This is a genomic window from Ureibacillus acetophenoni, assembly GCF_900220965.1.
Taxonomy (GTDB): Bacteria; Bacillota; Bacilli; order Bacillales_A; family Planococcaceae; genus Ureibacillus; species Ureibacillus acetophenoni.
In genome coordinates this window covers 126,779-149,547 of the sequence record NZ_OBQC01000011.1, presented here as the reverse complement: position 1 = coordinate 149,547, position 22,769 = coordinate 126,779, and the positions used below count along the sequence as shown (strand labels likewise).

The following is a 22,769-nucleotide window of genomic DNA, read 5'->3' as shown; positions in this document are numbered from 1 at the left end:
TAAATTGTATTATCCGGTATTAGCCCCGGTTTCCCGGAGTTATCCCAAACTATAGGGCAGGTTGCCCACGTGTTACTCACCCGTCCGCCGCTAACTTTTCAAAAGCAAGCTTTTAAAAAGTCCGCTCGACTTGCATGTATTAGGCACGCCGCCAGCGTTCGTCCTGAGCCAGGATCAAACTCTCCATAAAATGTAGAATTTGAGTTAAGCTCTAAATTCAAGCTGGCATCAAATTTGATGTCCAAATTTCGTTTCTATTATATAGTAGAAACGTTTAATTCATTAACGTTTTGTTGTTCAGTTTTCAAGGTTCATTTGTTGGAGCGGGTGATGAGAATCGAACTCACGACATCAGCTTGGAAGGCTGAGGTTTTACCATTAAACTACACCCGCATTATTAGTATATATTTTGCATGAAACGTATCACTTGGTGCGGCCGAGAGGACTTGAACCTCCACAGGGTTTCCCCCACTAGGCCCTCAACCTAGCGCGTCTGCCATTCCGCCACGACCGCGTTTTTGGAATAATTAGAGACTTTTCTAAGTATACACCAACTAACGCAATTGTCAAGCAAAATTGATGAGCCATGAAGGACTTGAACCTTCGACCCTCTGATTAAAAGTCAGATGCTCTACCACTGAGCTAATGGCTCATAACAAATGGCTGGGGTACCAGGATTCGAACCTGGGCATGACGGAATCAAAATCCGCTGCCTTACCGCTTGGCTATACCCCAACAATGGCGGTCCCGACCGGGATCGAACCGGCGATCTCCTGCGTGACAGGCAGGCATGTTAACCGCTACACCACGGGACCTAAAAAACTATATTTTATTATTTCAAATGGTGACCCGTACGGGATTCGAACCCGTGTTACCGCCGTGAAAGGGCGGTGTCTTAACCACTTGACCAACGGGCCATGGCTCCGAAGGTAGGACTCGAACCTACGACCAACCGGTTAACAGCCGGTTGCTCTACCACTGAGCTACTTCGGAATAACTTCGACTCAACTTGTCGACTTTTACAAGTATAAAGATAGTTAATTAGAAAGTCAACACTTTTTATTATATTTTTTAATTTAATTTTTATACGTTTATTTTAATGAAATTATTAGTTCTTGAGAAAGCAAAAATAAATATACTACAACTTCATAATAGTTGTCTATACTTTTCTCTTTTCTATTAAGTCAAGTTGGCCAAAACATTTTCCACATTTATATTTATTAATATCAATTCTTCTCTTTCTATTGTACAGCTGTTTACAAGACTTACACTGGTATATGTATAGATTCGAACTTCCTCTTTTCTGATTTTCTTCAATTGTAGAACAGAATCTTGGAGCACCAACTTTTTTAAGTAGAGCGCGAAAATCTGCATCTCTATGTTTATATCCTTTTCCTTGTATGTGCAAATGATAATGGCATAATTCATGAAGTATTATTCCCTGCAATTCCTCCATTCCAAACAGTTCATAGGATTTCCTATTAAGCTCAATATTATGACTATGAAGCAAATAACGACCACCTGTTGTCCGTAATCGGCTGTTAAAATATGCTTTATGAACGAAGGGACGTTCAAAAAACTTCAAAGATAACTCTTCCACTAAATGTTGTAGTTCTATATCAGTCATTCTTTCACTTCCTTTCAACACTAAATAAACAAGTAGTACGTAGTTTATACCACGTACTACTTAACAGTATATCTTTAGTTAGCCACTTTTTCTTCTTTCTTTTCTGGGGGAATCATCGTAAGTGAGATTCTACCTTTTTCGATTTCAACTTTGTCAACCCAAACTGTTACAATATCCCCTAAAGAAACTACTTCAAGCGGATGTTTTATTCTACGTTTTTGCAGTTTAGATATGTGTACCAGTCCATCTTGTTTAACACCAACATCAACAAAAGCACCAAAATCCACAACATTACGCACAGTTCCTTGCAGTTCCATACCTACTTGAAGGTCTTCCATTTTTAATACGTCTGTTTTTAATAATGGCTGAGGGAATGCATCTCGAGGATCTCGAGTTGGTTTCATTAAAGTCTCTACGATATCCTTTACGGTAATTTCCCCTACATCTAACTGTTTGCTTAATTGTTCTAAATCTAAATTCACAAGAGCTTCTTCACAAGCTTTTGTTCCTACATCTTTTTTAGTTAACCCTACAATTTTTAATATTTCTTCGGCGAATTCGTAGCTTTCAGGGTGAATACCAGTGCTATCGAGTGGATTTTTAGCATCCGGGATTCGTAAAAAACCGATAGCTTGTTCGTATGTTTTCGCACCTAAGCGAGGTACCTTTTTTAACTGAGTACGTGAAGTAAATTTACCCGCTTCAGTACGAGCCTTTACTATATTCTCAGCTACTGTTTTCGATAATCCTGAAACATATTGTAACAATGAAACCGATGAAGTATTTACATCCACTCCAACCTGGTTAACTGCAGTTTCAACTATAAACGTCAATGATTCAGCTAGTTTTTTTTGTGATACATCGTGTTGATATTGCCCAACTCCTACAGCTTTTGGTTCAATCTTTACCAATTCAGATAAAGGATCTTGTAATCTCCTAGCTATAGAAACAGCGCTTCTTTGCTCAACTTGTAGATCTGGAAACTCCGCGCGCGCAACTTCTGAAGCCGAATAAACTGAAGCACCCGCTTCATTGACAATTACATACGAAATCTCTTTTTCTGATAATTCTTTTAGAACATCAGCAATAAATTGTTCCGTTTCGCGAGAAGCTGTTCCATTTCCAATCGCAATAATACTAATTGGATACTTGTCCAAAATTGCCTTCACAATCTTTTTTGACTTCTCTACATCTGGTTTTGGAGGATGCGGATAAATCGCCGTTACCTCTAACATCTTACCTGTTTCATCGACTACTGCTAATTTACAACCTGTTCGATAAGCAGGGTCTACTCCAAGTACCATCTTCCCACGAATAGGTGGTTGTAGTAATAAACTTCTTAAGTTCTCCGAGAAAATATGAATAGCTTGTGCTTCTGCTTTTTCAGTTAATTCGTTTCTAAGTTCTCGTTCAATCGAAGGTTGAATTAATCGTTTATAACCATCTTCAATAGCCTCTCTTACATATTGAATCGATGGAGAGGATGAATTTGTAGGTATCCATTCTCTATCCATTATTTGAAGTACACGATCAACTGGTACTTGAATAGAAACTTTCAAAATCTCCTCTTTCTCTCCTCGATTAATAGCTAACGTACGATGAGGAACAATGTGCTTAATCGGTTCTTCATATTCGTAATACATTTCAAATACTTTTTTCTCATCTTTTTCTACATCTTTTACAGCAGTCGTAATTCGACCTTCTTGCCATGAAAGTTTGCGGATTTTGTCACGTACAGAAGCATCATCAGCGAAGATTTCGGCTAGTATATCCTTTGCACCAGCTAAAGCCTCTTCTGTAGTAGTTACACCTTTTTCTTCATCTATAAAAGCACTAGCCAAAACAGCTACGTCTTCCTTGTTAAATTCAAGTAGTTGAGCCGCTAATGGTTCTAACCCTTTTTCTTTCGCAATTGTTGCTTTCGTTCTTCTTTTTTGTTTATACGGGCGATATAAATCTTCCACTCGTTGAAGAACTGATGCAGAACGAATATCCGCTGCTAGTTCATCAGTTAATTTACCTTGTTCGTCTATTAATCGGATTACTTCTTCTTTTCTTTGTTCTAGTTGTTGAATGTAATGGTAGCGGTCTTCAATTGATTTAATTTGTACTTCATCTAAAGAACCCGTTGCTTCCTTACGATAGCGCGCAATAAATGGGACTGTATTACCATCTTGTAAAAGCTTGATGACAGCCTCAACTTGGTGCGGTTTGACCTTTGTATCTGCAGCTATCATTTGTAACATTTTCGTATCACTCATATTCCCACTGCCTTTCATGTGTAGCTTAATTAATTTTACATTAACTATCTCTTAACTTCTATCATGACCATTTCAAACTTCTAATTCGAAGAATAAGTAAAAGCTAAAGGAGGCCGACTTGAAAGTTTCCTCTCAAGACAGCCTCACATTATAAACTCATTATTATACTCTACCGCCTACTAATACTGCTTCTTGTAATTTTTTTATCGCTTGTCTTTGAATCCTAGAAACATGCATTTGGGAAATCCCTAACTTCTCACCAACTTGTTTTTGACTCATTTGGCTAAAATACGTTAGCTTTATAATTTCTTGTTCACGCTCTGATAATAATCCTATACAATCAGACAAAGCCATTCTTGAATTGATTAATTCATAACCATCCTCTTCTTTTCCTACTATATCTAATAGCGTTACTGAACTTCCGTCAAAATCCGATTCAATTGACCTATCCATAGAAAGCGCTTGATAACTTTTACTCATTTCCATTGCTTCTAATACATCTTCTACGCGTACCTCTAGGAAATTAGCTATTTCAGGGATGGATGGTGATCTCTGAATTTGATGTGTTAAATCGTCAACGGCAGTTTTAATTTTTGGTATTAGTTCTTTAATTCTTCTAGGAACATGTACATCCCATGTTTTATCTCGTAAAAATCTTTTAATTTCTCCAATAATCGTAGGTATTGCAAATACTTCGAAGTTTCTTCCTAAAGAAGAATCATATCGGCGAATTGCACCTAGTAAACCAATCATTCCGACTTGATAAATATCTTCATAGTTTGATTTTGTGTAAGAGTATTTTTTCGCAATTGATTCGACTAAATATTTATATTTTAGGACTAGTTGTGTTTGAGCATCTTCATCATTTGCCTCTTGTGCTTCTGCAAACAACATCAATAACTCATCTTCAGACATATTATGATGTAATCGTTTGGTCACGGTGTTTCACCTGCTCTCTCTTGACAAACTTTGTCATGAAAACAGTTACTCCATTTTCGGAGTTTACCTTTACCTCATCCATTAAGGTTTCCATCAAGAATAGACCTAGTCCACCTTCTCTCAATTGAGTAATACTACTATTTGGTTCATAAGGGCCAACTTCTTTTTTAATTTCTTCAAAATCAAAGCTATTACCAAAGTCCGTTACTAATATTTCAATTTTATCAGTATAAAGAGCACACCCAATTACAATGTCTCCTTGCTCACTCTCTTCGTAGGCATGTTGAACAACGTTCGTTACAGCTTCACTAATAGCAATTTTAATATCTTCAATTTGATCATACAAAAAACCAACTCTCGTCGCTAATCCGGATATCGCTAGCCTAATAACACTTACATATTGTGGTTTAGCTGGAATTCTAATTTCTATATAGTCAAACGCCTTCATACTTTATTCCACCTTTGCTCCAACTTCAATATTCATCAATTCGCTTAATCCAGTAATATTAAACAATCTTTTTATTCTAGCAGTCAGGCCAACTAATTTTAAATTACCATTTTCACGAGTTACATTTTTATATAACGCAACAAATACTCCCAGTCCCGTACTATCCATATAAGTCACTTTAGATAAGTCTAATTCAATCAATCTTTCTTGACTGATTACGATAGATTCAAGTTTTTCACGGAGTTTAGGGGCTGTAAAAGTATCAATTTCACCTTCGATAAATACACTTAATACGTTATTAATTTTTCTAAAATGTATATTCAATTCCATTTTGCGGAACACCTCCAAAAACGACTTTTTATGTAATTCCCCTTATTTATTCTTTTAAACCTATAATTCTACTTTTTTAATATGACAATAGTAAAATCATCTTCTAAGTTATAATCTTGTAATCTTTGTAATTCTAAATAGATTTTTTCGCACATTTCTTGTGCTGGAAGGTGACGAATAGAAAAAGCGATCTCTTTAAGTAAATTACGTGAGTCTATCACATCACAATCCCTTAACTCCGTAACACCGTCTGTAACAATCATAATAAAGTCATTTTCCTCTAAACGAATATTAGATTGAGAATATTTTACTTCAGGCATTACACCTAGCAATAACCCCTTACATTCAAGATCACAAAAAGCATTTTCTTTTGAATTAAAGTAAAGTGCTGGTTCATGACCAGCAGAACCGTATGTAAGAATACTACTATTAACATCGTATCGACCATAAAAGGAAGATACGAACATTCCATCATCAACACTTTTTTCAATTATTCTATTTAAAACTTGCAAAATATAAGAAGGATCATTATTACCATACTCTAATGTTTCCAACCCATTTTTTAGCATAGACATACATAACGCTGCAGGTACCCCTTTTCCTACTACATCAGCAACAGCTATACTTAAGTAATCTTCTTCCTCATCAAATAAAAAATGAACATAATCTCCATTCATTTTTCGAATCGGTTCTGAAATCATACCGATGTCTAATTGATCTATTTTAGGGACTGTGGTATTTAGCAAAATATTCTGAATTCTCGCAGCGATTTCCATCTCTATTCTTAATTCTTCTTTTTGTATAAGTAAACTTTGGTGCTCTCTAGTTTTCATACCATATTGCACCATCACCTCAATCAAAAAATCATAAGCATGCGAAAGAGAATCCGGAAGTTCAGTATATATCTCTTCAACAGCTTTTCTATGTATGTTAATTACATCTTCTGGTGCAACATTTTTCTGAATTAATTGGCGAACATAGTTCTGTCCATTATATAAAGTTTCCTCCTTACGGTTAACTACATAGTCGGACAGAATTTGTTTATAGTCGATTAATAATTGCTCCATAGAACCACCCTATCTTAGCCATTTTTCCATATATACTCTAGTACCTTTACCTACATCAGATTCTATCTCCAATGAATCCATTAATCTTCTTACACCAGGTAACCCTGCACCTAATCCTTTTAAATTACTCTCGTCTAAAACACTTTTTATATCTACTATTCCCGGACCTCGATCGATTGCCCTAATCGATATCCCTTTTTTATTGTCTTTTTCTAAAATTTCTATTGTTATTACACCAACAAGGGCATACATAATAATATTTTTAGCTATTTCACTAATTGCGGTTACAATTCTTGCTTGATCTACTTTGTCAAATCCAATAGTATTTGAAGTTTCACGAGCGATTTGACGTGCAGCGATAATATCTGATTCTGTATTTATAGTAATTTCAAGTAGACTTTTCATTACTGCACCTCCATGTATAGCTAATATTTTACCAAAGAATTAAAGCATTTCTAATATATGTTAGAATCATTCCCTAAAATACTAATTTAGTTATATGACAATGGTAAATATAACCAACTATATAATACTAAATATAAAAAGCATTGAAAACTTTTTAGTCTTCAATGCTTTTTTTTATTATGTATTCAAAATTTCATTAACCCTAAACTTATTTCAAGCGCTTCGTCCACTTTATCCATTAGTTCATCATCTAGTTGTGTTATGCGATCAGTTAATCTTGATTTGTCTATCGTTCTTAATTGTTCAAGCAAAATTACCGAATTTCTTTCAAAGCCATATTTATGTGCATCAATTTCAACGTGGGTTGGTAATTTTGCTTTCTGTATTTGCGCAGTTATTGCCGCTATTATAACTGTAGGACTAAATCGATTTCCAATATCGTTTTGAATAATTAAAACAGGTCTTGTTCCACCCTGTTCAGATCCTACCACTGGGGAAAGATCCGCAAAGAAAACGTCCCCTCGTTTCACAATCAAGTTTTCATCCCCCGCTTACGAGACGCTCCACTGTATGCTCTGCTTCATATTCAGCATGCAGACATTCACTACTTATAGATAGATTGATTTGTGACATTTCTACATAGCCTTTCATTAAAGCTTCCCGTATTTGATTTGGTTGCTTGTGCGTTGATAATCTACGAGTTGCAATGACAACATACTCATCCTTGCGTGCAGATTTTTGCTCAAGTGTATTTAATTCCATAAACATTTCTTGAGGAAAGGTAAGTTTAACTTCCTTTAATACCTCTTCAACTTTTTTCGCGTACAAAAACAAGCACCTCCACAAAAACCGTACCAATTCTTCTACTTATTCTATCATCTGAAATGGTAGTTGAAAAGACAAGATATTTTAAAATTTGACAAGTCTTGTGATTATAGCGGTTTTTGTTGAGATTTTTGTCGAAAATTATTTTGTGAGATAGATTCTAGGCACTCTAGCAGTTATGATACATGGTACTTCATAGTTAATGGTTTCTACTTTTTCTGCCCACTCATCAATAGTTATTTCTTCATTATTTTGTATCCCGATTAAAGTTACTTTCTCACCTATATTATATGCAGCTGGTAATGCAATCATACATTGGTCCATACAAATTCTCCCGATAATGGGAACGCGTTTTCCATCAATCAATACTTCTTGACCACTTAATTTACGGATTAATCCATCTGCATATCCTATTGGAATAGTACCTACATACACCTCATCTTCGACCTTATAAGTAGCACCATATCCAACAGATTCTCCTTTTTGTAACAGTTTAACTGCAACCAATTCTGTTTCTAAGGAAAAAGCTTGTTTTATCGGAAACGGTAATTTTGTTTTAACGTATTGCGAAGGGGCTAAGCCATACATAGAAATACCAAAACGTACTGCATTAAAATGTAGTGTAGGATCTTTCATTAACATTGTTGCTGTGTTTGCTGCGTGTACAATTCGAGGTCTTTTAGGTAACGATTCCACGAGCTTATTAAATTTGTCAACTTGTTTAATAAAGTACGAATCATCCTCCTCATCAGCAGTAGCAAAATGAGTAAACACCCCGTCCACTATTAAACCGTTCTTTTTTTCTATGTTTTCATATAGATCGAGTAACTCTTCTATTGTAGTAACACCGATTCTTCCCATTCCCGTATCAATTTTAATATGTAATTTTAATGGTAGATTTACATCTATTGCGACTTGTTTAACCCAATCTGAAGAATAAACTGTTAAAGATATATTCTCTTTAGCAGCTACTTCCGCAAATGATACAGGGGAATAACCTAATATCAAAATTTGAATATTAGGGAAAAAATTACGTAAATGTAGTGCCTCGTCCGGAGTTGCAACAGCAAGCATAGTAGCACCCGCCTCAATTGCAGCTTCTGCAACTTTAACATCCCCGTGACCATAGGCATTCGCTTTTACAACTGCCATTATCTTTATATCTGGTTTTAGAAACTTTTTTAAATTGCTAACATTTTCTTTAATCGCTTCCAAATTGATGATGGCTTGAGTTGGCCGGTAATGTGTTTGTGTTGTCATTATTATTTCCCTCATTTTACAGGTTATAATCTAATAATAGTGAAAATTCGGTATATTGTGTATTGTTTTTTTGAATTGTAATATTTGTAATTTTTTTATATTCAATTAAAAACATTTGTTCATCTAATAGTAGTAAGTTCAACTTTTTCCTAAAGTAGTTTATAAACTTCATTCAGAGGGGGTTGTACCCCCTCTGAACAAAGTTACTCCTGCCCAATACACAAAATTTTATTTTAATCCACCAGGAACGACTGAAGATGCAACTTCAATCATTTCTTCTCTTGTTAAGTTATTTGAAGCAAGGAAGAATGATACACCATTTTGTTCCCAACTAATAGAGTTGTCCGTAATAGCACCAATCGTAAAGCCTAAATCAGCTGGATCACCAGGTGCAAATACTGGTACTGTTGATTCCTCGTTATACACAACTGGTTGTTCCATTAAAGTAAAGGCCTTTTCTCCCTCGAAAGTTAGAATAACACGTTCTGTACCATCTTCTACAATTTTCTTTTCATCAATTAAAGTTGTACCTTCCCACTGTAAAACAGGATAGTGTACTTGGAATTCTTCGCTTTCAACTGCTCCAGTAGTATTGCTATTTTCTTCAGTAAATTTATCTACAGCAAATTCTTCTTCCTTATGCTGAACACCTAAATCAACCTTACTGAATGTAATTAGTAATTGTTCTTCTCCCGCCTCATTTAAGACGGAAACAGTTTTTGGAAGTTTTGTTTTCTTGTCCACAGTAATTACTTGTGATGGCATTACACTCTTATGGTTGTTACGAGTAGCTGCTTGGAAGATGTAATTATTATCGTCTTCTTCCATCGTCACATTTTCATCTGCTAGCAAATCTTCTCCAAGAGCACCAATTAGATAAGCTTGGCTATTTTGTTTTGGCCATTCACTTTGGAACTTGTACGTTTTTCTTAAAGACGGTGTAACAACAAAGACACCTTCTTTGTTACGAATAATCATTTGCGTAACATCTTCACCTTGTTGTGTCACTTTTACTCTGTAGAAATCTGGTTTTGTATGCCATACATTTACATCATAAACTCGAGGCGTACTCCCAGTTTTAATTTCCATTGTTGCGTCTAGCTCATAGCCATTCACATTACCCCATTTGTTGCTTAAATCTTTTACTACATCTTCCTTAGACTTACTACCACAAGCTGCGATCATTAGGGCACTTAACAACAATACTAATAATAAGATTACTCGTTGTCGCAAAATTCCATCCTTTCTATTTCTCGATAGGACAAATATATGAGTAGAAGAATAACTTTATGCTATCACTTTTGGACAATCTAACAATTTCTTAAACCACTAAAATCAAATTTGCCGTGACATATTTGCCTGTCCATTTTTTGAATACATACGAAATATACCTATGAAAACCTATGACATCCGCCTGAAAGATTGGGCCAACAAGACGTAAGTCATATAAGTTTTTTGCTGCAACAGGAGTTGCTTTTTCCAACGATAGAAGGCGTTGTTATTATAAGTTTGTTAATTTCATTTGAGTTTTAACTCTACAAAATGAGCTACTCTATTACATAAGCTCGCTACTTATAGGAGAGCTAATCCATCAATAGTACTTGCGCTGCTGCATATTCCTTCGAATGTGTAATACTAACAAAACCTTTAACAATTTGACGATTGAAATATAAAATCGGTTTCCCTAGCTCATCATTTAAAATCTCTATTTGATGAAATTCACACCCCTCTCTAATTCCAGTACCGTTTGCTTTAGCATATGCTTCTTTTGCTGCAAATCTTCCTGCTAAAAACTCAATTTTTCTTATATTGGACAATTTGTTGTACTTCTCTAGTTCACGTTCAGAAAGTATTCGATTTCTAAATTTATCCTGCTCGTCTGCTTTTTTAATTCTAGAAAGTTCTATAATATCTAAACCTATACCTTTTATCATAGACATTCTCCTTTTCTTCTTCTTTCAATACAATGTATAATGTTTATAAAGTGAAACTTCCATCAGTGGGGTTTTATCGAAAACCCCGACTGATGGTTAGTTGAACCAATCGGGGTGTTAGCGTCCGTTAACTCCCACCTATCTTTCCTTCATTCATTTGAATCCCATGGTGAGTTTTACGGACGGTTACACCGGGATAAATTGAGGTGGATATATGTTTATTAGAAGGGAAAATTTTAAACAATTTATTAAGTTTTACCCTACCGTATCATTAATCATTGCGATTAATTTCATAATTTATATTCTTACAATACCTTCCGATATGAAGCAACTTCTATTCACGTATGGTATGGGACATAACCTTTTAATTGCAAATGGTGAATGGTGGCGCGTAGTAACTTCCATGTTCCTACATGCAGATTTTTTCCATGTGTTGTTTAACATGTTTTCTTTATTTTTATTTGGACCTGAGCTCGAAAGGATTGCTGGTAAAGTTAGATTTTTAACCATTTATTTTTTAGCTGGTATTTTCGGGAATGTGCTAACCTTTGTAACCCAAGATCTATTCTATAATAGCGTAGGTGCTAGCGGTGCTATTTACGGAATCTTCGGGGCCTTTGCAGCATTAGTTTACTATACACGTCATACAATGCCTCAGCTAAAACAGATTATTATGCCAATTATTATTATCGGTATTATTTTCACCCTAATACAACCAGGCATTAACATCATGAGTCATCTTGGTGGGTTAGTCACTGGATTTGTTTTAGGACTTATTTACTTCACACCTAAAAACATAATTCGTTGGCGAAATAGAAGAAAGTAAAAAAAATTTTAAGGCTGTCATGAAAGTTACGATTCATGACAGCCTTTTATGTTCTATCCAGTCTAAAACAGTATTTGTTTCTACTTCATCTAAATGTGACGCAATTGCCGTTGCTCCAGTAATTCCAGACATAACCGTTGCCTGGATGGAAGCAAGCTTTTTTCGCTTTTGGAAAAAACTTTGCTTTCTCATCACTACCTGTATGCGTTTTTTCTCAACCAAAAAGGTTATACGACTAATTCTTCTATAAACTATCATTAACTGATTGTTTCGAATTGCAAGACCAGCCGTTTTGAACCGCCAAATACCTAAAAGAATGACAGGAATGATTAAAAGCATTGATAGCAAACCATATGGATAATAAAAATACATACATAACGCTATAACTGGGATTAACCAAATAAAATCCATTCTATAGAAGAAAGTTTTTGCCTTTTTCGGCGGTCTAACAATGTCCACTTCTAATTCAAAATTAGGAAATAAATCATTAAGAATAGGGATGAGTTGTTTCTTCTTAATAAGGGGGAATAAGGTCATTTTCTTTTCCTTTTCTCCTGCAGCTCCTCCAGCACTTTCTATTATCACAGATGCAAATCCAAATAGTTGTCTTAGGGGATTTTCCACAATTTTAATTGCCTGTATTCGATTTAAAGGAATAGTTACTTTTTTCTTCTCAAGTAAACCCCTTGTCACAATTACTTTATCCGACTCTTTCATTACCGAAAAATCGTAATAACTTAAAAATGTAAGCCCTATTGATAACAACCAAGCCAATAGTAGACCAACGATAATTGTAAACAATATTATGACTACACCAAACTGTACAAAAAGGCTAAGTTCTTCAAAGATAAGATCATATGGAATATATTCTGAAAATTGCCCTACAACCGCCGCAATCCCTGCAAGAACTACGCCAATACTATTAGAGGTAGTAGCCAATATAAGTAGATCTTTATTGGACATTTTATGAATACTTTCACTTAATGGCTCAGAAATAAATTCCCCTTCTTTTGCATTTCCCAAATAATCTAGATTACTTTTTTGATTTTTCGATTTATACATTTGAACTTCAATACGTTTTGCTTCATCTTTTTTAACTGCTGTCAGTTCAACTTCCGGTTTTCCATCAGTGCTACCTGCTGTTTCTACCATCACTTGCACCAAGCCGAAAATTTGGTGGAATATACCCTCTTTATAGTTCAATGATTGAATTCGTTCAAATGGTATATAACGCTTCTTTTTAATGAACAACCCATATTCCACTCGAAGCTCATCTTCTTCAAACCAATAAATAAAGGTCCACCATTTAATAATTCCAGAAAATAGATAGAAGATTACCGGTACACCGATTATTAATATGGGTAATAAATCAGTCCAAAAGTTCAACTCTTCGGATCTATTCAAAAATCTTGATAAAAAAATAATTCCAATAGGGATAATTAGTTCCTTTAACCCTTTTACAAAATTAATAACAGCTGAGATTGGATGCAATTTATAAATTTCCTTAGACATCATCTTCAGCCACCCTCGCTAATTCGGATATCCTAGACCGAAGATTGTCAGCCTCATTAGAAACAAGCATTGGGATCGTATGTGTTGTAGCTGCTGTGGAAATAGAAATATTAGCAAGATCATATTTCTTTAGTATTGGGCCTTGAGCAGTGTCTACATGTTGAACACGAACCATTGGAACAATTGTCCTTTTCACAACAAATAATCCATTTTGAATTTCAATCTCATGTTCCCTCACATCATAACGCCAATGCTGCCATCTAATTTTTGGTATGAACCAAATAGAGAAAATAGGATTTATGATTGTCATTCCTATTACTATGTAATAAATAAACACTGGCCATTGAAACTTATGTGTTAAAAAAATTGTTACGACTGCTAAAATGATTACAATTATCGTACTGATTACACCATATAAGCGCCAAACTGTTAGACCTTTTTTAGGAATTCTATGGATTGGTTCATTTCTCATGGCGAACACCTCTTTTCTATTAATACTTATACGATTTGAAATATCAATCTGTTTCAATTAATTTCTAATTTTAGTACATGAAGTTAAAAATATCGAATTCCTCAACTGACGAAATCAATATACGACATATTGATAATTAAGTGCAATATCACATAATTTTGAATATGCCGTATGTCATTTTCGTCAATATAAGAATTTAGTATTTTATTTTTTTGAACCTAATCGACGGTAGTATTTATTTGGCATTATAGAAAAAGTCCCAAAACAAAAACTGCACCTCCAATTGCTAGTTCTACTAACAATTGAGGTGCAGTTTTTTAATAATCGTTTACGTTTAACTATCACGACGACGTGGGCGACGGCGTTCACTGCTATCACGACGGCCACCTTCACGACGACCTCCACGTTCTCCACCGCGACTGCCTCCACGGCTACCACCACGACCACCGTCACGGCGAGGACCACGATCTCCTCGACCTCCACGGCCACTTGAACGCTCTTTTCTCATTGGTAAAGGACGTTCTTCCGTAATTGTAACAGGTGTATCGTCCGGTTCTTTTGTCATTGATTTAATCGCAGCAGCAAGTAAATCAACTGCATCGTATTCATCTAACATTTGATTTGCTAAAATACGGTAATCTCCTAAATCATTCGCTTGAACAATTTCAACCAACGTTTCCATTGCTTGTTGTTGTTGACCAGCTAATGCTTCAGACTCACTAGGTGGACGAAGCGGAGTCATACGTTTTTTCGTCGTTTCTTCGACAATACGTAGGTAACCCATTTCTCTTGGCGTTACAAACGTTACTGCAAGACCTGATTTCCCTGCACGTCCAGTACGCCCAATACGGTGTACGTAGCTTTCTGGATCTTGTGGAATATCAAAGTTATAAACGTGAGTTACTCCAGAGATATCAAGACCACGAGCAGCTACATCTGTCGCTACAAGAATATCGATTTTGTTCTCTTTAAATTGTCTTAAAACAGAAATACGTTTCGCTTGGCTTAAATCACCATGAATCCCTTCAGCTAAATATCCGCGAAGCGTTAGCGCTTGTGCTAATTCATCAACACGACGTTTTGTACGTCCAAAGATAATTGCTAATTCAGGTTGGTGTACGTTAAGTAAACGAGTTAAAATATCAAATTTTTCACGTTCTTGTGATTTCACAAAGAATTGGTCAATATTTTCAACCGTCATTTCTTTGGATTTAATTTTAACTTCTTCAGGATTTTTCATAAATGTTGTAGCTATTTTGCGAATTGCTGGTGGCATCGTAGCTGAGAATAATAATGTTTGTCTTTCAGCTGGTACTTTTTCTAAAATCGCATTGATATCATCGATGAAGCCCATGTTTAACATTTCGTCTGCTTCATCTAATACAAGTGTCTGTACATTTTCAAGCTTTAATGTATGACGGTTAATATGGTCAATAATACGACCAGGAGTACCTACGATGATTTGTGGTCTGTTTTTAAGTGCACGAATTTGACGACCAATATCTTGTCCACCGTAAACAGATAATATTTTCACACGTTTATCATAACCAATTTTATAAAGTTCTTCCGAAACTTGAATGGCTAACTCGCGAGTTGGAGCGATAATTAACCCTTGGATGTTCGGATTATTTGTGTCAATTTTTTCAATTAGAGGTATACCGAAAGCAGCAGTTTTACCAGTACCTGTTTGCGCTTGACCAATAATATCTTTACCTTCCAAACCAAACTTAATAGTACCTTCTTGGATAGGTGTCGCTTCCTCAAAACCCATTCGTTTCAATGAACGTAATGTTGATTCGCTGATGTTTAATTCTGAAAAATTTGTCAAACTATTTCAATCTCCTTTTTTCCTTTAAGTTGACAAATGGTTACATTCAGATGAAGTATATTCGGCAATTTCGAGCCTAAATAGTGGAACGTTTCCGATAAATTTATAAATCTCTTGATTACAAGAGCTGTTTTATATTGAAAAGGAAAGCCCGGTCTTTGCCGAGCGGTTCATTCTACGTTTACAAATAAAGAAGTTTTAAATAATAGAATAAAACCGTAAATTCAAAAAAAAGCACCCTTCAACAAATGAAGAGCCTTCGCAAAATGTATCCATTGCTTTTAATAGTCTATCATGCCCTTGTGTTATTATGCAATGATAAAGCTCCTTTGTACAAAATATTAATTATACTGTAATACTTCGAATTTTTCTAATAACTTTTTTCTTAATTGAATAGCACTACTACAGGTACAAATTTAGTTTGTTCTTGTTTAGATAAATAATTCATTACTAAACGATGACCATTAATTACATTATCATTTCAAAATAACCCTTTTCATTACCACTAAAAAACGAAAGGCCAAAAGCACTTAATTTGCTTTTGAAACCTTTCGTTATTATTTAAAAGACTCTATAATCGTTTCCAATTTCATGCCACGTGATCCTTTTAATAAAATTAAAGAATTCTCATTTGCATGCTGTTCGATGTAATTAATAATCACATTATAATCATTTGCTGTATAGATTAAGTTATCTTTAGCAAATTTGTTTTCTAATTTGTCATATAACCACTTCATACGCGGGCCAAATAAACAGATTCTTTTTACTTCCTTCTCATCGATTGCATTGGCCATACTTTCGTGGAACTGCTTTTCATTTTCTCCTAATTCAAGCATATCCCCAAGAACTAACCATTTCTCTGAACGCATATCCGTTGTTTGGACAAATTGGATTGCGGCAGTCATTGATGTAGGCGCTGCATTGTAAGCATCATTAATAAAAAGAATACCTTTGCGGGCCGGAATTAGTTGCATACGCATATCCGTTAGTTTTGCTTGTTCAATACCAAAATGAATTTGATCATCCCTTAGACCAAGTGATTTTGCAATGAGCATAGCATTCAATGCATTTTTTACCTGATGCTTTCCTAAAACAGGGATGAAAAACTCTCCATTTAGTTCACCGCGCACATCAAAACGGCTACCTTTTTCAGTTGATACAATATTTGAAGCAACTAAAGAATTTTCTTGTTTAAAACCAAAGGATTCAACATTAAGATTCGGTTCTTTTCCTACTAGGTTTTGCAATAATGGTTCATCACCATCATAGAAAAGAATTCCATGTTCATCTAATCCTTTAATAATCTCAAACTTCGCCTTAGCAATCCCTTCACGAGAACCTAAATCTTGCATATGGGCTTCACCGATATTCGTAATAACTGCATAATGAGGTCTAGCTAGCGTTGACAAAAACTCAATTTCGCCAAAACCACTCATCCCCATTTCTAAAACAGCAATTTCCGTATCTTCATCTAAGGAAAGGATTGTAATTGGTAACCCAAGTTGGTTATTAAAATTACCTATCGTTTTTTGAACTTTGTAATAGGGTGAAAGTGCACTTGCCAGGATATCCTTCGAAGAAGTTTTCCCATTTGAACCAGTAATACCAATGAAGATCGCCTTATGTTCATCGCGATATTGTCGCGCCATATCCTGTAAGGCAATTTCAGAGTCCTCAACAAATAATATAGGTACATTACTTGGTGGGTTCGGTTCATTTTTCATCCATAAAGTTGCAGCTGCACCATTTTCAAATGCTTTCGCAACGTATTGGTGTCCATTTACATTTTCACCTTTAAAAGGTATAAATAAATCCCCTTTTTTAATCGTGCGTGTATCAATGGAAACACCAGTAACGACAGTTTCACCAAAATTCCCACAGTCCACATTTAACCAATTTGCTATACTTTGTAATGTTTTTTTCATCTTAATCCCACTTTAGTCTTTATTGTATTGAAGTAATTGTTTCTCTTCGAAACGTTCAATCGCTAATTCAATTAGCGTATCAATTAGATCAGGATAGCTTAATCCTGTTTTTTGCCATAATAGAGGATACATACTTACCGGTGTAAAACCTGGCATTGTATTTATTTCATTAATTAGTACTTCGTCTTCATCCGTTACAAAAAAGTCCGCACGTACTAATCCTGAACAATCTAATATTTTAAAGGCACGGACTGCCATATCTTTCATAGTTGTATAAACAGAATCACTAATTTCCGCCGGGATGATTAATGAAGTTGAATTATCTTTATATTTCGATTCGTAATCATAGAATTCTGTATTTGGTTTAATTTCACCAGCAACAGATACTTTAGGCTCATAGTATCCAAGGACAGCCGTTTCAATTTCACGCGCCTTTACTCCTTGCTCTACAATAATTTTACGGTCATATTTTAAAGCGAATTGAATTGCCTTAGTTAGTTCTTCTCTATTTGTAGCTTTACTAATCCCAACACTTGACCCTAAATTTGCAGGTTTTACAAACATAGGCCATACTAATTTTTCTTCACATATATCTATAATTGCCGTTTGATCTTTTACCCACTCGTTACGTAAAAAATGGATATAAGGAACTTGGTTTAGCCCTGCAATTTCGAATAGTTGTTTCATTACAACTTTATCCATACCAGCAGCAGATGCTAATACACCGTTACCAACATACGGTAAGTTCAACACTTCCAATAGTCCTTGTACTGTACCATCTTCACCATTTGTGCCGTGGAGTAGAGGAAAGACGACATCAAATTTAATTTGTTCACCGTTTTCGTTAATGATAAACTTCGTTATATTGTTTGCTCCACTATCTTGATCACCATCAAATTGCAGTTGTTCAACTGACTCTAGCGGTTCTGTTAATTGAGGTCCTTTACGCCATTGTCCATCCAACGTAATATAAATTGGATGTACTTCGTATTTTTCAAATTTAATAGCTTTTATAACCGCTAATGCCGTTGATAGTGACACTTCGTGCTCAGCGGATTTACCGCCATACAATAACCCTATAGTCTTTTTCATAATTTGACCTCCATAATTGAATAGTTCAAGTTTATCATGAAATGAAAAATGACGATTACCTTTGTCACCATTTGTAAAGAAGATGAAAAAAACTCTCTGTCGACTCACCGGATTTTACCATTGACAGAGAGAAAATGTTAAGGGATATTAATGAGATCGTCATAGCTTTGATTTAAAATTACATCTAAATCATCCCATACTTCATCTGGGAAATCATAATCTGCAAGTGTTCGAACTTCAATTTCATACCGTTTAGGCTTTTCTAATTTACTTAAAGATAATAGTGAACCTTCTTTTGCATACGGACGATATGCCTTCAGAAAATCTGGATCTAGCATTGGAATTGTATTTTTAGTTTTCTTAGATCTTTTTCGGAATATACCACCGTTTGCTTCCTTTTCTCTAATGATATTATTAAAAATATGAGTAACGAGAATTTCTGCATCATCTAAATTTCTAAAGTAAATTTTGATTGCTTTATCTACATTTGAGGAATGATATACAAATCGATTCGATAGTTTCTCCGAAAAAGGAGTTCCTATTGGTTCTTTTTTATGACTTAAGTATAATAATTTCGCTTGTTCCATTGGAGTAAGTTTGTTCAAATTTCTTTCATCAGTAAAATCAATCCAACATAACTCATTTGTTGAATCAGAAACACGTTTTATGAAGTTTGGAACTTCCTCTATTGGCACAAAGTCCAATTGGGTGTGCATATTAAAAGAGCCATCGTCGTAATTGTGTTTTAAAAGTAAAAGATTCGCCACCGGATTGAAAGCTGTAACAAATTGTTTTAATGATAAGCCACTAAAAATGACAAAGTGGTCTATTTCATTCATATGTACATATAGGTGATGAATAAAATCCTCAGCCGATCTTTTATTTTTAGACATTTTGTTCACGCTCCAATAGTTCGCTACAAAAGTTATTATATGTGTTATCGCTTAAATTTGAAACATTTTCATAGCGATTTCGTTTTTTCTTTATAAAATATCCTTTCTAACGTCCTATACGATATAATAGGTAATGATTTACGAGTAACGGGATTAAGGAAATATACAAATTACAGGTGAAACAATGGATAACGAACGCAATTTTACAAAGAGGCTCGATTGGCCGCTCATTTTTATATTAATCGCATTTTTGATCGTAAGTTTATTAGCGATTTCTTCGGCTCAAACATCAGGGCAATATGCAGGAAATTTTGTATTTTTACAATTTAGATGGTATGTAATTGCAGCATTCATCATTGCATTCGTCATGTATTTTGAGCCTGACCAATACAAGAAAATGTCCTGGTACTTATATGGTTTTGGAATCTTATTACTATTAGTTCTTATTTTCTTACCTGAAGGAAAAGGACAACTTGGTGAAAGAATAAATGGTGCGAAGAGTTGGTACCACCTCCCAATCGGGAATATACAACCAGCCGAGTTTATGAAAACCTTTTTTATACTGGCGACCGCCCATTTAATAAGTAAACATCATGAAAAGTTTTCTATTAAATCAATTAAGACAGACCTTTGGTTATTGGTTAAAATCGGGATTACATTAATTGTCCCTTTAGGTTTTATCATGCAACAACCGGACTTAGGTTCATCACTTGTGTTTATAGCAATAACTGCAGCATTAGTAATTGTTGCGGGGATATCTTGGAAAATAATTATTCCTATATTTGCAGGGACTGCTGTAGTTGGTGGTGCACTTTTATGGATGGCCGTCTATATGCAGGAATTCCTTGAAGAAACATTCGGTTTCCAACCTTATCAGTTCGCTCGTATTAATTCATGGTTAGACCCTTATGCTTATACAGGTGGCGACGGATATCATTTAATAACTTCATTAAACGCAATTGGTTCAGGTGAAATATTCGGTAAGGGTTATTTAGGTCGAGAAGTATATGTACCAGAAAACCATACCGACTTTATATTCGCAGTTATTGGAGAAGAATGGGGATTTGTTGGGGCTAGTTTAGTCATCTGTTTGTTCTTTTTACTTATTTATCATTTAACGAAAACTACCCTATTATTAAAAGATCCTTTCTGTACATATGTATGTGCAGGAATTATCGCTATGATTACATTCCATGTATTTGAAAACATTGGGATGACTATTCAGTTATTACCTATTACAGGGATTCCTTTACCGTTCATTAGTTATGGAGGAAGTTCTTTAATGGGGAACGCATTAGCTTTAGGTTTAGTATTCAGTATGAAATTCCATTACCGAACATATATGTTCTCTACATTAGACGAAGAGGAATAAATTACATCATGAAAAAATCCCGACCACATTCGGTCGGGATTTTATTTTTTCGGCTTTTTCAAGTTAAAGATTATGTTTGTGGAGTTTGTGTTGGTGGTGCTAATACTTTTAATATTTCTAGACGTGACTTTGTAACAGATGCCGATACACCTAACTTAGATAAATTTTTAACAATTCTTTTTAAGTCTACTTCCTTCGCCATACTTCCACCTAACCTTTCCTCTAACTAAATAAACGTATTCATTTTTAAAAAGTTTCGGGTAGTAACTGTCTGATTCGTTTCTTGGAATATCATAACATTTTTTACCTACAAAAACCTTTTCAATTTTGTTACAACTTTCAAATGTCAAGTATTTTACTTTCAAAATGATTAATTCAAATAAATACATTCATTTTTTATATAGTATAAACTTCATTTTCAATATTCAAACAGTATATTAAATAATTTTAAACTATTATTGACTATCACCCTTCTAACTTGTTTCATTTTACACTGAGAGTTAAACTTGACGTAATAATTGCGGTGTAGAAAGCAGGTTATTAGATGAAAAAAGAAATCATATTACTAATGTCCATCCAATTTCTTGTTTATCTAGGGTTTGGAATTATTATTCCAGTTTTACCAGAGGTAATCGTTTGGCAAGATTGGAACGAAATCCATGTTGGTGGCTTACTAACTGTATACGCTGTAGCTAGTTTCTTCACAGCACCAATTTGGGGCTATCTATCAGATAAATTCGGCAGAAAACAATTGATCTTAATAGGATTAGTTGGGTTTTCGTTAAGCTTTGTATTGTTTAGCATTTTTATAGAAAGTCTACCTTTACTTTATGTTTCTCGCCTAGTTGGGGGATTATTCTCTGGTGCACTTTATACAGCTGTTACTGGTTACATTAGCGATATTTCAACCAATGATAATCGCAATATGTATATGGGCTTTATGGGAATGTCCATTGGCCTCGGATTTATTTTCGGCCCTGCAATCGGTGGTGTACTTGGACATAACAATTTACAGCTTCCTTTTATCGTATCAGCAATCTTGATAGCAATTATTTTCATATACGCATTGTTGTTCTTAAAAGAACCAAGTCAACGTGGCGAAGGAAACAAACGCGCTATTGTACCTGTTGGAGCTAAGGAATTGTTCTATTACCGTATACGGTACTTATTTTTGTTCTCCTTCATCGTTACTTTTATATTGGCTGGAGTTGAAGCTACTTTTCAATTATTCCAAATCGAGAGAATTGAAATTACTCCGTTACAGTTAGGTTTTTTATTTATGTTTAGTGGATTTGTAGATGCTGCCATCCAAGGCGGGGTTGTAAGAAGAATAAAAGACGGAACGGAAACAAAATGGTTAATAGGATCACAGATTATAACAGCACTAGGTTTATTACTTATCATTTTAACATCGAATATCATCTTTGCTGGACTTGCCCTGTGTGTGTTCACTGCCGGTAATGCATTGGCAAGAACATGCGTCGTATCTTTAACAACTAAAGAATCTGGTGGAAAGTACGGTACTGCAGCAGGATTATCATATTCTATGGATAGTTTAGGCCGGATTATTGGTCCATTACTTTTTACATCCTTTTTCCAAATCCATCCGAATTTCGGATACATAGTATCAACAATCATCGCCATTTTGTCAATTTTATTGATACTATTATTTAAATTGTCCAAAAAGACATTACGAGTTGAACATGAACAAGGATAGCGTCACGTATAGTTTTTACGTGATGCTTTCTTTTTT

General features: G+C 34.9%; 22 protein-coding genes, 7 tRNA genes and 1 rRNA gene. 3 read left to right on the top strand and 27 right to left on the bottom strand.

What is annotated here, in order from left to right; translation table 11 throughout:
* From CRO45_RS14565 to acpS, 20 genes are all read right to left on the bottom strand, one after another.
* Positions 1–190 (bottom strand): 16S ribosomal RNA (locus CRO45_RS14565); the annotation flags it as partial.
* A gap of 129 nt (positions 191–319) precedes the next feature.
* Positions 320–393, bottom strand: a tRNA-Gly gene (locus tag CRO45_RS14560).
* Positions 394–428: 35 nt separating this feature from the next.
* Positions 429–514 (bottom strand) — tRNA-Leu (locus tag CRO45_RS14555).
* A 66-nt stretch (positions 515–580) separates the two neighbouring features.
* Positions 581–652 (bottom strand) — tRNA-Lys (locus tag CRO45_RS14550).
* A gap of 8 nt (positions 653–660) precedes the next feature.
* Positions 661–735, bottom strand: a tRNA-Gln gene (locus CRO45_RS14545).
* A 4-nt stretch (positions 736–739) separates the two neighbouring features.
* Positions 740–815 (bottom strand) — tRNA-Asp (locus CRO45_RS14540).
* A gap of 27 nt (positions 816–842) precedes the next feature.
* Positions 843–917, bottom strand: a tRNA-Glu gene (locus CRO45_RS14535).
* 1 nt (position 918) lies between these two features.
* Positions 919–993: transfer RNA gene (locus CRO45_RS14530), tRNA-Asn, on the bottom strand.
* Positions 994–1,159: 166 nt separating this feature from the next.
* Positions 1,160–1,627 (bottom strand): SprT family protein, encoded by a 468-nt coding sequence (locus tag CRO45_RS14525; RefSeq protein WP_097150350.1) that lies wholly within the window; start codon positions 1,625–1,627, stop codon positions 1,160–1,162.
* A gap of 74 nt (positions 1,628–1,701) precedes the next feature.
* On the bottom strand, positions 1,702–3,888 hold the full coding sequence (locus CRO45_RS14520) for a Tex family protein (RefSeq protein ID WP_097150349.1): 2,187 nt from the start codon (positions 3,886–3,888) through the stop codon (positions 1,702–1,704).
* Positions 3,889–4,050: 162 nt separating this feature from the next.
* A complete protein-coding gene (gene sigB / locus CRO45_RS14515; RefSeq protein ID WP_235864611.1) occupies positions 4,051–4,803 on the bottom strand; it encodes an RNA polymerase sigma factor SigB in 753 nt (250 codons plus the stop codon).
* A gap of 1 nt (position 4,804) precedes the next feature.
* Positions 4,805–5,275: an anti-sigma B factor RsbW gene (gene rsbW, locus CRO45_RS14510; RefSeq protein ID WP_097150347.1), complete on the bottom strand. Its 471-nt coding sequence runs from the start codon at positions 5,273–5,275 to the stop codon at positions 4,805–4,807.
* Positions 5,276–5,278: 3 nt separating this feature from the next.
* Positions 5,279–5,605, bottom strand: coding sequence for an STAS domain-containing protein (locus tag CRO45_RS14505; protein WP_097150346.1), 327 nt, complete (start codon positions 5,603–5,605; stop codon positions 5,279–5,281).
* A 68-nt stretch (positions 5,606–5,673) separates the two neighbouring features.
* Complete coding sequence (locus tag CRO45_RS14500) at positions 5,674–6,672, bottom strand: PP2C family protein-serine/threonine phosphatase (protein ID WP_097150345.1); 999 nt, start codon at positions 6,670–6,672, stop codon at positions 5,674–5,676.
* 9 nt (positions 6,673–6,681) lie between these two features.
* Positions 6,682–7,077, bottom strand: a complete 396-nt coding sequence (locus CRO45_RS14495; protein WP_097150344.1) for an anti-sigma regulatory factor — start codon at positions 7,075–7,077, stop codon at positions 6,682–6,684.
* A gap of 185 nt (positions 7,078–7,262) precedes the next feature.
* A complete protein-coding gene (locus CRO45_RS14490) occupies positions 7,263–7,613 on the bottom strand; it encodes a type II toxin-antitoxin system PemK/MazF family toxin (protein WP_097150343.1) in 351 nt (116 codons plus the stop codon).
* 4 nt (positions 7,614–7,617) lie between these two features.
* Positions 7,618–7,905 carry a transcriptional regulator gene (locus tag CRO45_RS14485; RefSeq protein ID WP_097150342.1) on the bottom strand — a complete coding sequence of 96 codons (288 nt, stop codon included), beginning with the start codon at positions 7,903–7,905 and terminating at the stop codon, positions 7,618–7,620.
* A 138-nt stretch (positions 7,906–8,043) separates the two neighbouring features.
* Entirely contained in the window at positions 8,044–9,162 is a 1,119-nt protein-coding gene (alr, locus tag CRO45_RS14480; RefSeq protein WP_097150341.1) for an alanine racemase, read from the bottom strand.
* 228 nt (positions 9,163–9,390) lie between these two features.
* On the bottom strand, positions 9,391–10,395 hold the full coding sequence (locus CRO45_RS14475) for a LolA family protein (protein WP_097150340.1): 1,005 nt from the start codon (positions 10,393–10,395) through the stop codon (positions 9,391–9,393).
* 350 nt (positions 10,396–10,745) lie between these two features.
* The gene (gene acpS / locus CRO45_RS14470; protein ID WP_097150339.1) at positions 10,746–11,096 is read right to left on the bottom strand and encodes a holo-ACP synthase; all 351 of its coding nucleotides are present in this window, start codon (positions 11,094–11,096) and stop codon (positions 10,746–10,748) included.
* A 214-nt stretch (positions 11,097–11,310) separates the two neighbouring features.
* Here acpS and CRO45_RS14465 point away from each other — a divergent pair, with 214 nt between their 5' ends.
* Positions 11,311–11,922: a rhomboid family intramembrane serine protease gene (locus tag CRO45_RS14465; protein ID WP_097150338.1), complete on the top strand. Its 612-nt coding sequence runs from the start codon at positions 11,311–11,313 to the stop codon at positions 11,920–11,922.
* Between the two features lie 33 nt (positions 11,923–11,955).
* On the opposite strand, the gene CRO45_RS14460 is transcribed toward CRO45_RS14465, so the two are convergent.
* The 6 genes from CRO45_RS14460 to CRO45_RS14435 all read right to left on the bottom strand — a co-directional run bounded on the left by CRO45_RS14460 (position 11,956) and on the right by CRO45_RS14435 (position 19,644).
* A complete protein-coding gene (locus CRO45_RS14460) occupies positions 11,956–13,434 on the bottom strand; it encodes a PH domain-containing protein (RefSeq protein WP_097150360.1) in 1,479 nt (492 codons plus the stop codon).
* Positions 13,427–13,906, bottom strand: a complete 480-nt coding sequence (locus CRO45_RS14455) for a PH domain-containing protein (protein ID WP_097150337.1) — start codon at positions 13,904–13,906, stop codon at positions 13,427–13,429. The genes CRO45_RS14460 and CRO45_RS14455 overlap by 8 nt, the downstream gene beginning before the upstream one ends.
* A gap of 334 nt (positions 13,907–14,240) precedes the next feature.
* Positions 14,241–15,734 carry a DEAD/DEAH box helicase gene (locus CRO45_RS14450; protein WP_097150336.1) on the bottom strand — a complete coding sequence of 498 codons (1,494 nt, stop codon included), beginning with the start codon at positions 15,732–15,734 and terminating at the stop codon, positions 14,241–14,243.
* Between the two features lie 557 nt (positions 15,735–16,291).
* A complete protein-coding gene (locus tag CRO45_RS14445; RefSeq protein WP_097150335.1) occupies positions 16,292–17,659 on the bottom strand; it encodes a UDP-N-acetylmuramoyl-tripeptide--D-alanyl-D-alanine ligase in 1,368 nt (455 codons plus the stop codon).
* Positions 17,660–17,671: 12 nt separating this feature from the next.
* Complete coding sequence (locus tag CRO45_RS14440; protein WP_097150334.1) at positions 17,672–18,751, bottom strand: D-alanine--D-alanine ligase; 1,080 nt, start codon at positions 18,749–18,751, stop codon at positions 17,672–17,674.
* Between the two features lie 137 nt (positions 18,752–18,888).
* Positions 18,889–19,644, bottom strand: a complete 756-nt coding sequence (locus tag CRO45_RS14435) for a hypothetical protein (RefSeq protein ID WP_097150333.1) — start codon at positions 19,642–19,644, stop codon at positions 18,889–18,891.
* 184 nt (positions 19,645–19,828) lie between these two features.
* Here CRO45_RS14435 and CRO45_RS14430 point away from each other — a divergent pair, with 184 nt between their 5' ends.
* A complete protein-coding gene (locus CRO45_RS14430) occupies positions 19,829–21,016 on the top strand; it encodes an FtsW/RodA/SpoVE family cell cycle protein (RefSeq protein ID WP_097150332.1) in 1,188 nt (395 codons plus the stop codon).
* 70 nt (positions 21,017–21,086) lie between these two features.
* Here the strand turns inward: CRO45_RS14430 and CRO45_RS20355 are convergent, their stop codons facing one another.
* Complete coding sequence (locus CRO45_RS20355) at positions 21,087–21,218, bottom strand: Lmo0850 family protein (RefSeq protein ID WP_268878134.1); 132 nt, start codon at positions 21,216–21,218, stop codon at positions 21,087–21,089.
* Between the two features lie 342 nt (positions 21,219–21,560).
* Between CRO45_RS20355 and CRO45_RS14425 the strand changes: the two genes are divergently transcribed.
* The gene (locus CRO45_RS14425; RefSeq protein ID WP_097150331.1) at positions 21,561–22,733 is read left to right on the top strand and encodes an MFS transporter; all 1,173 of its coding nucleotides are present in this window, start codon (positions 21,561–21,563) and stop codon (positions 22,731–22,733) included.
* Positions 22,734–22,769: the final 36 nt, after the last annotated feature.

Excerpts from the sequence above, each read along its gene's own strand:
- CRO45_RS14525 (WP_097150350.1), bottom strand. The coding sequence starts at position 1,627 with ATGACTGATATAGAACTACAACATTTAGTGGAAGAGTTATCTTTGAAG.
- CRO45_RS14520 (WP_097150349.1), bottom strand. The coding sequence starts at position 3,888 with ATGAGTGATACGAAAATGTTACAAATGATAGCTGCAGATACAAAGGTC.
- sigB (WP_235864611.1), bottom strand. The coding sequence starts at position 4,803 with ATGTCTGAAGATGAGTTATTGATGTTGTTTGCAGAAGCACAAGAGGCA.
- rsbW (WP_097150347.1), bottom strand. The coding sequence starts at position 5,275 with ATGAAGGCGTTTGACTATATAGAAATTAGAATTCCAGCTAAACCACAA.
- CRO45_RS14505 (WP_097150346.1), bottom strand. The coding sequence starts at position 5,605 with ATGGAATTGAATATACATTTTAGAAAAATTAATAACGTATTAAGTGTA.
- CRO45_RS14500 (WP_097150345.1), bottom strand. The coding sequence starts at position 6,672 with ATGGAGCAATTATTAATCGACTATAAACAAATTCTGTCCGACTATGTA.
- CRO45_RS14495 (WP_097150344.1), bottom strand. The coding sequence starts at position 7,077 with ATGAAAAGTCTACTTGAAATTACTATAAATACAGAATCAGATATTATC.
- alr (WP_097150341.1), bottom strand. The coding sequence starts at position 9,162 with ATGACAACACAAACACATTACCGGCCAACTCAAGCCATCATCAATTTG.
- acpS (WP_097150339.1), bottom strand. The coding sequence starts at position 11,096 with ATGATAAAAGGTATAGGTTTAGATATTATAGAACTTTCTAGAATTAAA.
- CRO45_RS14465 (WP_097150338.1), top strand. The coding sequence starts at position 11,311 with ATGTTTATTAGAAGGGAAAATTTTAAACAATTTATTAAGTTTTACCCT.
- CRO45_RS14460 (WP_097150360.1), bottom strand. The coding sequence starts at position 13,434 with ATGTCTAAGGAAATTTATAAATTGCATCCAATCTCAGCTGTTATTAAT.
- CRO45_RS14455 (WP_097150337.1), bottom strand. The coding sequence starts at position 13,906 with ATGAGAAATGAACCAATCCATAGAATTCCTAAAAAAGGTCTAACAGTT.
- CRO45_RS14445 (WP_097150335.1), bottom strand. The coding sequence starts at position 17,659 with ATGAAAAAAACATTACAAAGTATAGCAAATTGGTTAAATGTGGACTGT.
- CRO45_RS14440 (WP_097150334.1), bottom strand. The coding sequence starts at position 18,751 with ATGAAAAAGACTATAGGGTTATTGTATGGCGGTAAATCCGCTGAGCAC.
- CRO45_RS14435 (WP_097150333.1), bottom strand. The coding sequence starts at position 19,644 with ATGTCTAAAAATAAAAGATCGGCTGAGGATTTTATTCATCACCTATAT.
- CRO45_RS14430 (WP_097150332.1), top strand. The coding sequence starts at position 19,829 with ATGGATAACGAACGCAATTTTACAAAGAGGCTCGATTGGCCGCTCATT.
- CRO45_RS20355 (WP_268878134.1), bottom strand. The coding sequence starts at position 21,218 with ATGGCGAAGGAAGTAGACTTAAAAAGAATTGTTAAAAATTTATCTAAG.
- CRO45_RS14425 (WP_097150331.1), top strand. The coding sequence starts at position 21,561 with ATGAAAAAAGAAATCATATTACTAATGTCCATCCAATTTCTTGTTTAT.